The organism is Bacillus sp. 01N45 (genome assembly GCF_056399205.1).
The window spans coordinates 355,920-368,388 of sequence record NZ_JBFTQW010000006.1; the positions used below are offsets into that span (position 1 = coordinate 355,920).

General features: G+C 38.1%; 17 protein-coding genes and 1 tRNA gene. 10 read left to right on the forward strand and 8 right to left on the reverse strand.

Going from position 1 to position 12,469, the window contains the following annotated elements:
• Nucleotides 1-112 precede the first annotated feature (112 nt).
• The 6 genes from AC1DMU_RS16925 to AC1DMU_RS16950 all read left to right on the forward strand — a co-directional run bounded on the left by AC1DMU_RS16925 (nt 113) and on the right by AC1DMU_RS16950 (nt 4,792).
• Nucleotides 113-919 carry a DUF368 domain-containing protein gene (locus AC1DMU_RS16925; protein ID WP_000455195.1) on the forward strand — a complete coding sequence of 269 codons (807 nt, stop codon included), beginning with the start codon at nt 113-115 and terminating at the stop codon, nt 917-919.
• Between the two features lie 228 nt (nt 920-1,147).
• Nucleotides 1,148-1,606 carry an NUDIX hydrolase gene (locus AC1DMU_RS16930; protein WP_001190080.1) on the forward strand — a complete coding sequence of 153 codons (459 nt, stop codon included), beginning with the start codon at nt 1,148-1,150 and terminating at the stop codon, nt 1,604-1,606.
• A gap of 35 nt (nt 1,607-1,641) precedes the next feature.
• The gene (gene rapZ, locus AC1DMU_RS16935) at nt 1,642-2,523 is read left to right on the forward strand and encodes an RNase adapter RapZ (RefSeq protein WP_000138461.1); all 882 of its coding nucleotides are present in this window, start codon (nt 1,642-1,644) and stop codon (nt 2,521-2,523) included.
• Nucleotides 2,524-2,526: 3 nt separating this feature from the next.
• Nucleotides 2,527-3,480 (forward strand): gluconeogenesis factor YvcK family protein, encoded by a 954-nt coding sequence (locus AC1DMU_RS16940; protein ID WP_000712182.1) that lies wholly within the window; start codon nt 2,527-2,529, stop codon nt 3,478-3,480.
• Between the two features lie 89 nt (nt 3,481-3,569).
• On the forward strand, nt 3,570-4,520 hold the full coding sequence (gene whiA, locus AC1DMU_RS16945) for a DNA-binding protein WhiA (protein ID WP_000006569.1): 951 nt from the start codon (nt 3,570-3,572) through the stop codon (nt 4,518-4,520).
• 23 nt (nt 4,521-4,543) lie between these two features.
• Complete coding sequence (locus AC1DMU_RS16950) at nt 4,544-4,792, forward strand: HPr family phosphocarrier protein (RefSeq protein ID WP_000250305.1); 249 nt, start codon at nt 4,544-4,546, stop codon at nt 4,790-4,792.
• A gap of 395 nt (nt 4,793-5,187) precedes the next feature.
• On the opposite strand, the gene clpP is transcribed toward AC1DMU_RS16950, so the two are convergent.
• The 8 genes from clpP to AC1DMU_RS16990 form a co-directional block, all read right to left on the reverse strand.
• Complete coding sequence (gene clpP, locus AC1DMU_RS16955; RefSeq protein ID WP_001049163.1) at nt 5,188-5,769, reverse strand: ATP-dependent Clp endopeptidase proteolytic subunit ClpP; 582 nt, start codon at nt 5,767-5,769, stop codon at nt 5,188-5,190.
• Between the two features lie 240 nt (nt 5,770-6,009).
• Entirely contained in the window at nt 6,010-6,879 is an 870-nt protein-coding gene (locus AC1DMU_RS16960) for a DUF421 domain-containing protein (protein ID WP_046955590.1), read from the reverse strand.
• A gap of 20 nt (nt 6,880-6,899) precedes the next feature.
• Nucleotides 6,900-7,106: a DUF1657 domain-containing protein gene (locus tag AC1DMU_RS16965; protein WP_088064786.1), complete on the reverse strand. Its 207-nt coding sequence runs from the start codon at nt 7,104-7,106 to the stop codon at nt 6,900-6,902.
• Nucleotides 7,107-7,117: 11 nt separating this feature from the next.
• The gene (spoVAE, locus tag AC1DMU_RS16970; RefSeq protein WP_000575918.1) at nt 7,118-7,468 is read right to left on the reverse strand and encodes a stage V sporulation protein AE; all 351 of its coding nucleotides are present in this window, start codon (nt 7,466-7,468) and stop codon (nt 7,118-7,120) included.
• Entirely contained in the window at nt 7,465-8,481 is a 1,017-nt protein-coding gene (gene spoVAD, locus AC1DMU_RS16975; RefSeq protein WP_046955591.1) for a stage V sporulation protein AD, read from the reverse strand. Before spoVAD ends, spoVAE begins: the two co-directional genes overlap by 4 nt.
• Nucleotides 8,482-8,958, reverse strand: a complete 477-nt coding sequence (gene spoVAC / locus AC1DMU_RS16980; RefSeq protein WP_000095399.1) for a stage V sporulation protein AC — start codon at nt 8,956-8,958, stop codon at nt 8,482-8,484.
• Nucleotides 8,959-8,987: 29 nt separating this feature from the next.
• The gene (locus AC1DMU_RS16985) at nt 8,988-9,473 is read right to left on the reverse strand and encodes a YhcN/YlaJ family sporulation lipoprotein (RefSeq protein WP_046955592.1); all 486 of its coding nucleotides are present in this window, start codon (nt 9,471-9,473) and stop codon (nt 8,988-8,990) included.
• Between the two features lie 93 nt (nt 9,474-9,566).
• Nucleotides 9,567-9,773: a DUF1657 domain-containing protein gene (locus tag AC1DMU_RS16990; RefSeq protein WP_000216160.1), complete on the reverse strand. Its 207-nt coding sequence runs from the start codon at nt 9,771-9,773 to the stop codon at nt 9,567-9,569.
• Between the two features lie 205 nt (nt 9,774-9,978).
• On the opposite strand from AC1DMU_RS16990, the gene AC1DMU_RS16995 reads away from it, so the two are divergent.
• From AC1DMU_RS16995 to AC1DMU_RS17010, 4 genes are all read left to right on the forward strand, one after another.
• A tRNA-Arg gene (locus AC1DMU_RS16995) sits at nt 9,979-10,054 on the forward strand.
• Between the two features lie 180 nt (nt 10,055-10,234).
• A complete protein-coding gene (locus AC1DMU_RS17000) occupies nt 10,235-10,531 on the forward strand; it encodes a hypothetical protein (RefSeq protein WP_088064785.1) in 297 nt (98 codons plus the stop codon).
• 272 nt (nt 10,532-10,803) lie between these two features.
• On the forward strand, nt 10,804-12,111 hold the full coding sequence (rpoN, locus tag AC1DMU_RS17005; RefSeq protein ID WP_088064784.1) for an RNA polymerase factor sigma-54: 1,308 nt from the start codon (nt 10,804-10,806) through the stop codon (nt 12,109-12,111).
• 9 nt (nt 12,112-12,120) lie between these two features.
• Nucleotides 12,121-12,366 carry a glutaredoxin family protein gene (locus AC1DMU_RS17010; RefSeq protein ID WP_000869731.1) on the forward strand — a complete coding sequence of 82 codons (246 nt, stop codon included), beginning with the start codon at nt 12,121-12,123 and terminating at the stop codon, nt 12,364-12,366.
• The last annotated feature ends 103 nt before the right edge of the window (nt 12,367-12,469 follow it).

Genomic DNA, 12,469 nt, shown 5'->3' on the forward strand with positions numbered 1-12,469 from the left:
TTTTTATGAAAATGTCAAAGTTTTGTCAAAAAATATTGGGATTATAAGCTTTCTTATTGATATACTGGACTTTACGGAAAAATCACTATAAGAAATGAGGAATTTATTCAGTATGGAATGGCGTAATATATATCGTGGATTTTGTATGGGTGTTAGTGATTTAATTCCTGGTGTGAGCGGCGGTACAATCGCTGTTGTGTTAGGGATTTATGAACAATTGCTTGCGGCAATTAGTGGATTCTTTAGTCGCGAATGGAAAAAACATTTAGGGTTTTTAATTCCCCTTGCAGCTGGTGTGGCAGCAGCGTTTTTAACGTTAAGTCACGTTATTAAATATTTACTTGCAAATCATTATGAACCGACTCAATTTTTCTTCCTCGGTTTAATTATTAGTATATTACCGATGTTAATGAGAGAAGCTGATGCAAAGTCGTCGTTTAAAGGTAAGCACATTGTTTTATTAATAGTTGCAGCAATTCTTGTTGCGATCACAGCTTTCTTTAAACCAGATAAGGCAGCAGATCCAATTACGACGTTAACAATTTTAAATGCAATTGGTTTATTTTTCGCGGGCTGGATGGCTAGTATGGCTATGTTGCTTCCTGGAATTAGCGGATCATTTATTTTATTAATTATTGGTGTGTATCCGACAGCAATTAATGCTTTAACTACACTGAACTTACCTTTAATCGTAGTTATCGGTGCTGGTGTTATGGCGGGGTTTGTTGTAAGTAGTAAAGGAATTAGTTTCTTGTTAGATCGTTATAAAAGTATGACATTTGCGGCAATTATTGGACTTGTTATCGGCTCGATTGTAATTGTGTTCCCTGGTATTCCAACTGGAGGATTTTCAATTATAAGTTCAATTATTACCTTTATTTTAGGATTTGCGATTGTTACTTATTTCGGTAAGAAATAAGGACTTTAATCCCCTTGGCGATAAAAATCGTTAAGGGGATTTTTCATGCTATTCATTGAAAGTCTAGGCATTTACATTGCTTGTTCTAGAAAGCTTTTTTAAAATTGTTGAGTAGCATGTGCTTAGCGAAAGAGGACTGGCTCCTTCGTTGTAGCAAACTGTTTTTGATAGTATAATGAAATGAGTATGCAGTGAGAAATTTACTGCAAGTAGCTGAGGTGAAGAAACATGCAAAGAGTGACAAACTGTGTGTTAATTAGAGATAATGAAGTACTCTTACTCCAAAAACCTCGCCGAAATTGGTGGGTTGCACCAGGCGGGAAAATGGAGCGTGGTGAGACAGTAAGAGATTCCGTTGTTCGCGAGTATCGTGAAGAAACAGGTATTTATTTAAAGAACCCAGCGTTAAAAGGGGTCTTCACCTTTGTCATCCAAGAAGGTGATAAAGTTGTTTCTGAATGGATGATGTTCTCCTTTTTAGCGACAGATTTTGCAGGAGAAAACAAACTAGAGAGCGAAGAAGGCATCATTGGTTGGCATACATTTGACAAAATTGATGATTTAGCAATGGCACCAGGAGATTATCACATTATTGATTATTTAATTAAAGGAAATGGCATAATCTACGGTACATTTGTATATACCCCAGATTTTGAGTTGCTTTCATATCGATTAGATCCGAGTTAAACCGTCAAGGAGAGGATACGATGACAGAGAATACGATGACAGAGAATAATGATATAAAAATGGTAATTATTACAGGAATGTCTGGAGCTGGAAAGACAGTAGCTTTACAAAGTTTTGAAGATTTAGGATATTTTTGTGTAGATAATTTACCGCCGATGTTATTGCCGAAGTTTATTGAACTTATGGCGGATTCAAAAGGGAAAATGAATAAAGTGGCACTTGGCGTTGATTTACGTGGCCGAGAGTTTTTCGAACATTTATGGGGAGCACTTGATGATTTATCAGAACGTACATGGATTATTCCTCATATTTTATTCTTAGATGCGAAAGATGGCACGCTTGTAACTCGTTATAAAGAAACGAGACGTTCGCATCCACTTGCACCAACTGGTTTGCCGTTAAAGGGAATTGAGATGGAGCGTGGCTTATTAACTGATATGAAGGCACGAGCGAATATTGTGCTGGATACATCGGATTTAAAACCGAAAGAATTACGTGAAAAAATTGTTCATCTGTTTTCAACTGAAACTGAGCAAGCATTTCGTGTAAATGTTATGTCGTTTGGATTTAAGTACGGTATTCCAATTGATGCAGATTTAGTATTTGATGTTCGTTTTTTACCAAATCCATATTACATTCCACATATGAAGCCATTAACAGGACTAGATGAAGAAGTTTCATCGTATGTGCTGAAATTTAATGAGACACATAAGTTTTTAGAAAAATTGACGGATCTTATTACTTTCATGCTGCCTCATTATAAAAGAGAAGGCAAGAGTCAACTTGTAATTGCAATTGGATGTACAGGTGGACAGCATCGTTCTGTTACGCTTACAGAATACCTTGGGAAACATTTGAAACCAGAGTATAGCGTTCATGTATCTCATCGTGATGTGGAGAAGAGAAAGGGCCATTAAGGGATGAAAAAAGAGAGAAAACCTAAAATTGTTATCATGGGAGGCGGTACTGGACTCTCTGTTTTATTAAGAGGATTAAAACAATATCCGGTTGATATTACAGCAGTTGTTACAATCGCTGATGATGGTGGCAGTTCAGGTAGATTACGTGATGAGCTCGAAATTCCACCCCCAGGTGACATTCGTAACGTACTTGTTGCGTTATCAGATGTAGAGCCGCTGGTGGAAGCTTTATTTCAGCATCGTTTCACAACGGGAGACGGGCTGAAAGGTCATGCGTTAGGAAATTTATTATTAGCGGGTATGACCTCGATTACAGGAGACTTCTTCCATGCGATTACGGAAACGAGTAAAGTGTTAAATGTCAGAGGACGTGTGTTACCTGCAGCGAACCAAAGTGCGGTACTTCATGCGGAACTAGAAGATGGAGAAATTGTAACAGGTGAATCAAAGATTCCTTATTCTGGGAAGAAGATTAACCGCGTCTTTTTAACTCCAGAAGATGTAGAGCCGTTACATGAAACGTTGGCTGAGATTAAACGAGCTGATTTACTTGTTTTTGGTCCAGGAAGTTTGTATACGAGTATATTACCGAATTTAGTTGTTAACAAAATCGGGGATGCTGTTCTTGCTGCAAAAGCGAAGAAGGTATATGTGTGTAATGTTATGACGCAAGCTGGTGAAACGATGGGATATACTGCGTTTGACCATGTGCAGGCGTTACATGATCATTTAGGTAAACCATTTATCGATACTGCAATTGTAAATAACCGTGATATTCCTTGTGAATTACGTCAGTTGTATGAGGAAGAAATGTCGGCACCAGTTGTAGTAGATGAAGAGCGTTTTACAGAGAGCAATATTGATGTCATTCAAGATCAATTAGCGAAGTATGATGATCGTGTTGTAAGGCACGATACATTAAAACTAGCTTCTATTTTATATTCACTGTTGTAGATGTGCGTTGCCTCGTTTGAGGTAACGCTCATCATTTCATATAGGACAAGATTTTTGTTCCAAAGTAATCGTATAAGGAGGTGTTGACTGTGTCATTTGCATCAGAAACAAAGAAAGAGCTAACGAATCTTGAGGTGAAGGAATGCTGTGAGAAAGCAGAATTATCAGCGTTACTTCGAATGAACGGATCGCTTTCTTTTTCAAACCGTCGTCTATCTATCGATATTCAAACGGAGAATGCGGCAATCGCAAGAAGGATTTATACGCTTTTGAAAAAAGGATATGACGTGACGGTAGAATTACTTGTTCGTAAAAAAATGCGATTGAAGAAAAATAATGTATATATTGTGCGGCTTGTTGAGAAGTCTCGCGAAATATTAGCTGATCTTCATATTGTTCGAGATGACTTTTCGTTAATTCGAAATATATCCCAGGAATTAATCGAGAAGAAATGTTGTAAACGATCGTATTTACGAGGTGCATTTTTAGCAGGTGGTTCAGTAAATAACCCAGAAACATCATCTTATCATTTAGAGGTCTTTTCGTTATATAAGGAACATAATGATGCTATATGTGAATTGATGAACGGATTTGATTTAAATAGTAAGACGTTGGAAAGAAGAAAAGGGTACATTACGTATTTGAAAGAAGCAGAAAAGATTACGGAGTTTTTAAATATTATAGGCGCTCATAATGCACTTTTAAGATTTGAAGACATTCGAATCGTTCGCGATATGCGTAATTCAGTAAATCGTTTAGTGAACTGCGAAACAGCCAATTTAAATAAAACAATTGGTGCAGCGCTAAGGCAGATTGAAAATATCCGTTATATTGATGAGACAGTTGGTCTTGATATATTACCAGATAAACTGCGAGAAATTGCACAATTACGAAGAGATTATCAAGATGTAACATTGAAAGAGTTAGGCGAGATGGTATCCGGGGGGAAAATTAGTAAATCGGGTATTAATCATCGTTTGCGTAAAATCGATGAGATTGCAGAGAAATTACGCGCGGGGGAAGCGGTAGCAAAAAAATAAGAGGTTAAAGGGGAAATGGAGCTGTGGTTCAAAAACGAGTTAAGGTTTCATTAAAAAACGGTTTACAAGCACGTCCGGCTGCGTTGTTTGTACAAGAGGCCAATCGCTTTCATGCGGATATCTTCATCGAGAAAGATGGAAAGACAGTGAATGCAAAGAGCATAATGGGGATTATGAGCTTAGCAATTGGAACTGGTAGCATGATAACAATTACAACAGAAGGTTCAGATGCAGAAGAAGCTTTAGAAGCATTAGCTGCATATATACAATAAGAAGCTATCGCGCATGTGCGATAGCTTTTTTGTTTTGTTATTTGGTGTTGGGAGTCGGGTATGTAGGGGGTGCATGCTTGTCGAGGATTGTCGGTAAGTCGATAAGTTGTGTCGAATCGTCGATATATTAAAATAATCGCCGATATAATTGGAGTTACGGTCGATATATTTGAAAAATCGCCGATATATTTAGGGTTATACTAGGTGGGGTATGTGAGCGGGGAACAATATATAAAAGAAGCGCCCAATTATAGGGCGCTTCCGCTTTTAGTCTATCCAGCTCCAGCGGCTAGAATCTCCGGTCGTTTCGCCCCTTCATTCGAGGCAAAAAGCGCCTCGGAATCAGGGGCTCCATCGCCCTGCGATTCTGAACGAGCCGCTTCCGCTTTTAAGTATTAACGATTTGTAAAGATCTTATCGATTAAGCCGTATTCTAGAGCTCTTTCAGCTGTCATGAAGTTGTCGCGGTCTGTGTCGCGTTGTAGTACTTCAAGTGGTTGACCTGTGCGGTCAGCAAGAATTTGGTTTAGTTTTTCACGTAAGAATAGGATACGTTTTGCAGCGATTTCGATTTCAGTCGCTTGACCTTGTGCTCCGCCAAGTGGTTGGTGAATCATTACTTCACTGTTTGGAAGTGCATAACGTTTTCCTTTTTCACCTGCTGCAAGTAAGAATGCACCCATAGATGCAGCCATACCGATACAGATTGTTGATACTTGTGGTTTAATAAATTGCATTGTATCGTAAATTGCCATACCTGCTGTGATAGAACCACCAGGGCTATTGATGTAGATGTGAATATCTTTTTCTGGATCTTGAGATTCCAAGAATAAAAGCTGGGAAACGATTGAGTTAGCTACGTTGTCATCAATTGCACTACCAAGCATAATGATGCGGTCTTTTAATAGTCGAGAGTAAATATCGTAAGCGCGTTCTCCACGATTTGTTTGTTCAATTACTGTAGGAATTAAATTCATCTGTTATTTCCTCCTTCTAAAGCTTTCTTAGTCTTATAATACAATTATGGTCAATAAAGGTCAAACGAAACCACTTTAAATCAAAAAAATATGTAGTTGTACCATGAATTATTCGCTATGTTTTTGAAATTCCCTGCTTATGTATCTTCAACATCATAACCGAATTACATAAATTTAAACGTCATGAAATCTGTAGTAAAAAGAAAAGAACGCCTTTTTACTGAAGCGTTCTTGTGATATCTATTCTTTTAAAAGATAGGTTACTTTATTTAAAATCTTTTCGATGTGTTTCGCGTTTTTACTATACATTTCGCTTGCTGATTTCGACTTTGTTTCTAGGGAAAATAGTTCAAGATCAGCATGACATTTTTTTAAAGATGCTAATAATAAAGGCTTGTTTTGAGGAGAAGGCATTTGTAGTTTGTCATTATAAATGTCGATAGTAAGTTGTCCGTATGAATCCACTTGACCGAGAAAGACATTTTCAATAACAACACCGAGCTTTTCTAGTTCAGAATGTAACCAAGCGCGGTTATGTCCACTAGAGGATAGAGGTTCATCTAAGACATTGCCATCCATAATAACAGTTTGTGGTTCTTTTTCATTCGGTACTTTTAAGCCAACGTCTTTTGCTGTAAGTGGTTGGCGATCTTTCTTTAATAATACATTTAATTCTCCGCTCGGTTCTAGTACGGCAAATTCAACATCAGCTACGCTGAAAGCATTTTTTCCACGGAGTAGTTCCAGTAATTCGTCACTTGTATATTTTTCTTTCTTTAAGTTATCTTCGAGTATTTTTCCATCTTTTATTAATACGGTAGATTTCCCTTCAAAGAAGTCGCGAGCTGTTTTGTTCTTTAAGGAGAGGATTCCTGTGAAAAAAGGTACCACAGCGAAAATGAGTATCGCAAAGACGCCGTGGAAAAATTTTGAATCGAGCCCTGTAGATACTTGGGCAGCGATGTCACCGATTGTCATTCCGGCTATGTATTCAAAAAAGGAGAGCTGAGAGATTTGTCTTTTCCCTAACCATTTCGTAATAGCGAATAAAATAATTAATATGAATACAGAGCGAAGAATGACAAGTGTCCATTCCGGCAGGTGAGACATAGTCATTTCCTCCAGTCTACTTAAAACCCTTTATATTGAGGTTCTTCACGTTCTAATAATGAAACTCTATTCTGTAAATCAGCGATGATGCTGTCCATTTCTAACATACATTCATGAAATACGCGTTTTGATTCCGCGTCCTGTGAATTTAGTGAAAGGGAGCTTAAACTTGCTTGAGCGCCCCTTACACTAGCAAGGCAGGTTTTAACGCTAGCGATAACTGTCATACAAACACCTCTTATCCTTTCGGTTTGAATAGTAATGCACCAATGAATCCGAATATGATAGCAGCAGAAATACCAGCGCTTGTTACTTTAAACATTCCGGTAATGACGCCAACGATGCCGTGTTTTGCAGCTTCTTCCATTGCGCCGTGAACGAGGGCATTACCGAAACTTGTAATAGGTACAGTTGCCCCGGCTCCAGCAAAGTCGATTAATGGTTCATACAGGTTGAATCCGTCCAGTATAGCACCGGCAACAACGAGTGTTGCCATTGTATGAGCGGGTGTTAGCTTGCCAACATCAAACATAAGTTGGCCAATTACACATATGAGTCCGCCGATGACGAAAGCCCAGAAAAAAATCATTGCGTTGCACCTCCAAATTCAATCGAAACGGCGTGAGCGATACACGGAATCGTTTCTTCTTGTTGGAATGTAAGTGGAGATAGTAAAGCGCCTGTCGCAACGACAAGTATTTTTTTGAACTCTCCTCTTTTCATTCGGTTTAATAAATGACCGTACACGACTGTTGCGGAACATCCCGGTCCGCTAGCACCAGCTATGACAGGTTGCCCTTCTCTATAAATGAGTATGCCGCAATCTTGAAACTGTTCGCTCGTTACTTTCGTTCCGTGTTTATGTAGTAAGTCATAAGCAATTTCGCGACCGACATGTCCAAGATCACCTGTTACAATTAAGTCGTAATAAGAGGCGTCAATTTGTCGTTCGCGTAAATGGGCCTCAATCGTATCGACAGCTGCTGGGGCCATCGCACCACCCATATTAAAAGGATCTGTTAATCCCATATCAATCACCCGTCCGATTGTTGCAGATGTTACTCTAGGACCATGTCCAGTGTCGCTTAAAATAGCTGCGCCAGCTCCAGTTACTGTCCATTGTGCGGTAGGAGGTTTTTGACCGCCGTATTCAGTTGGATATCGGAACTGCTTCTCTACAGCGGCGTTATGACTAGATGCCCCGGTTAATAAATATTTTGCGCCTTTTGCATTTACAATACTTGCCCCGAGCGCTAATCCTTCCATGGAAGTAGAACATGCTCCGAATAATCCGAGATATGGTGTTCCGAGTGTACGGCAGGCAAAGCTTGTTGGAGTGATTTGATTAATTAAATCTCCTGCAAGTACGAATTGAATATCGTCTTTACGAAGCTTGGCTTTTTCAGTAGCGCGGCTACAAGCTTCTTCGAATAAAATTTTATGGGCTTTTTCATAGGAATCCTGGCCGAGCCATAAATCTTCATGAAGGATATCGAAGTCTTCTGGAATGTTTCCTTTTGCTTCAAATGGCCCGCCAACGACTCCTGTCGAAATAATAACGGGTTTATTTTCAAATACCCACGTTCGGTGTCCTTGTAACATTTATAGCCCTCCCCATTGAACGAGAATCGTTTTAATAAGTGCGATGACGAAAGCTGAAAATACACCAAACAAAATAACAGAGCCGGCTAATTTAAACATATTTCCTCCAACGCCGAGTACGAACCCTTCTGTTCGGTGTTCGATACATGCGGCAATAACAGAGTTACCAAATCCAGTAACGGGTACAGCTGTGCCTGCTCCAGCAAACTGCCCAAAGCGGTCATATATACCGAAACCAGTTAGTAACATGGAAATGAAAATGAGAGTTGCGACTGTTGGATTTCCTGCTGAACGCTCAGTGAAGTCAAAATATGTGATATAAAACGTAGAAATGAGTTGTCCGATGAAGCAAATAAAACCACCGACGAAAAAGGCTTTAATACAATTTTTCAAGACAGGACGCTTCGGTTCGCGTTCTTGCTCGAATTTTTTATACTCTTGTTGCACAGGGGTTAAGTTCTTATCTTTACTAGACATTGCGATCCTTCCTTTTCTATTAAAAAGCGTTAAGTGTTAGACTCCATTTTTTTCCCAATGAGTTTTAATTGCTTATTGATCTCGTCTTTAGATACTTCTTTTTTCTTAATTTTGCTCTCAAGCTTTTCGAGTAACATAAAGATTTTTTTATCAGTACTTACACGAACATCGAAAGTAGGATGCTCATCACTTAGCTGCTTTTGAAGCTTCTTACGCAGAGGCTTTAATCCAAACCTTTCGTGATGCTCAGGTAGAACTGCTATGTAGAGATCCAAATTTGAATTCACTGCTGTGCTTTTTGTAATTTCATCCATAGCGAGAGCCCTTTTCTTGGCTCCTTGTGATATAGATTGATTAAAGGATTCCGTACTCGTCTTTGTTAGTTTGGGACCTTTTTCTTTCTCCGTTCGTTTTGCTTCTTCTTTCACTTTTTTATCTAAGGGACTATTATCACATCCGGTAAAAGAGCTAAATAGAAGGGCAAATAATGCGGTTATGAGACCGAGTTTTCGCATGATTATCATTCCATTTCTATTGCAATATGTAATGTGATAGAAAAAGGATGACTGCATATCATCCTTTTTCTATTTCACAGCATGACTAATCTGTTATTGCTGTGAGTATTGTGGTTCTTCTTGTTGGACTTCTTCAACGCGTGGATTTAAAGAATCGATAATCGTTTGCGTTTGCTCTGCAGCTGTTTGGAAAAGTTGCTTTGCTTGTTGGTTATCCGTATCAAGAGCGAATCCCTCTAAGCTAGCTTGTGCACTTTTTAATCCAGAAACAGTTTGCTTTAGTTTTGTAATTACAGTCATTGAATGAAGCCCCCTTTGGAATATCAATTCAAAGATTATAATTTGTGAGTTGGGATGAATTTATGATTGGAAAATTTAGGGGATAGTACTTTGTTAATATATTCCTAACTAAGGTTCATAAAGGATTACAGGGATATTTTTATTGATTTAGATGGATTTTATTGCTATTATTATGAAAAGAAAATGAACTATTTTCTATAATCATGCGCCCATAGCTCAGTCGGATAGAGCGGTGGTTTCCGGTACCACGTCTGCCGGGGGTTCGAATCCCTCTGGGCGCGTTATGTATTGTTGGTGTTACGTGTTGAAAATAAATAGTAAATTTAAAACAACCTCTTGTATGTGATTAGAAATAATCGTGTATAGGGGGTTTTTGTTATGGCCCTACAAGGTACTTCTGTTAATTTTGTAATGAGTTTATACTAAAATTATCTAAAAATTATAGTATGAGGGGATTGCAGGTGCGTAAAATTAGTGGATATTTAAGTATTTTAGGGGATAACGAACGTAGAACCGTTGCTGTGTCTGATTCTGGTGAAATTACAGGCGATGAAATGTTGAAATTCATGTTAAATATGGAAGTGCACTATAAAGAAATTAATAGGGATTGTTTTGGACCTAATCACTATTTGCCTAGCGGAGACTACCATAAGGATTTAATAGCGATTGTCTTTACGGCTGAAATGATGTTAGACGACATGGAATTAGAAGGTGAATGGCCTGCTGAAGAAGGGGATGTTATATTTAACGAAGCATAATGAATCTATCTGCATAAAAAGGTCTGCACTTACAAATATAAGTGCAGACCTTTTTTATTAATACTTGTTATATCTGATAATAAGATTTACTATTAGTATGTGGTAATAATTTTTATCGCGCTATTATTTTCTTTCAATATTATTCAAATTTCGGTTGTAAGTTGTAAATCTCATTAATACATATAAATTAATAATATTTTGGAATGGGTGTCTGTGATAGCATTCTCCTTTTACCAAACTTATTGTACAATAGAAACAAGGGGGAGATTAGTTTGAAGGCAAGTCTTTTACAAGAACAAAGCTTACGTTTGGCAATGACACAAGAGTTAAGGCAAGCGATTACAATGCTCCAGTATAATGTACAAGAATTATCGGAGTTTTTGTATGAGCAATCGTTAGAGAATCCCCTTATTGAGTTAGGTGGTTTTGAGAGGGAGAAGAAAAAGAGCTCTAACAACAGTAAAAGTACCAGCAAACAAATCGAGAATCAGATGGAAATCTACAGTGTGGATTCAACAACGATTCAGCAACATTTATTAAATCAAATACAGTATTATAAAATAGATGAAGAAGAGCGAAAAATAGCTTCTTTCATTATTATGAACATGGATGGAAATGGGTATTTACAAGAAACGAACGAAGAGTTAGCGGATCTCCTTTCCGCACCGATTCATGAAGTCGCCCGCTTTGTAGAGCTTGTCCAATCACTCGAGCCAGCAGGGGTAGGAGCGCGTAATATTCAGGAATGTCTAACTTTACAATTGAAGCGCTTACAAAGACGGAATGGATTAGCGGAAGAGGTTATAGAGGATCACTTCGCTTATTTCGTGAAGAAAGATTGGCGAAAGCTCGTTCAAGTGTTGAAGTGTAGTAATGAAGAATTGCAATCGGCGGTGAACTGTATTACGTCATTACAGCCGAAACCAGGTCTTGCGTTTTCTTCTGATAAACCGCTTTATATTGTGCCTGATATGGCGGTGAAAAAAGATGGTGATCGTCTCGTTTTACAAATGAACGAGAGAAATATGCCGAGAATTGAAATTCATTCTGAGTATAGTGCGCTTCTGAATAATAGTGAAAGTGAAGTAGCATCTTATGTATCAGAAAAGTATCAGCATGTGCAGTGGATTATGCGCAGTTTAAAACAGAGAAAACAAACGCTTCTGCAAGTGATGACTATTATTATGGAAAAACAACGTGATTTCTTCTGGGAAGGTCCAGAATATTTAAAACCGCTTGCTTTAAAAGAGGTAGCGGAAGAGTTAAGTGTGCATGAATCTACAATTAGTCGTGCAACGCGAAATAAATATGTGCAAACACCACATGGTTTATTTGAGATGAAATCTTTCTTTAGTAATGCTATTTCGACTACTGAAGATGAAGCAGTTTCTACAAAGCGTGTGAAACGATTTATCCAAACGCTTGTTGAGGCGGAGAATAAGAAAAAGCCACTTTCAGATCAAAAGATTTCAAAATTATTAGAAGAAGAGCATGAAATCGTTATTTCTCGAAGAACAGTGGCGAAGTATAGAGAACAAATGCACATTCCAGCGTCATCATTACGAAAAACGATCGGATAGGTGAAGAATATGAAAGTTGTACTGTATACAAAAAAAGATTGTGGCCTTTGCGTGCAGGCGAAACAAGTTTTAGAGGAAGTACAATGTGAATATTCTTTTCAAATCGAGGAAATAAATATATATGAAGATAATGACCTTTTAGAAAAATATCACCTAATGATTCCGGTGGTAGAAATAGGCGGAAAACAAGTAGAATATGGTAACATTCACAAAGGTGTCATAATAAACTATATAAAGAATGCAGTTAAGAGTTGAATAAGTTTCTATCTCCTGTTACAATAATACACGTAGCAGGGATTATTTTTTTAACCTATGTGGGACACAAAATGTCACTACGGGACGTAAAGTGACCACGAGG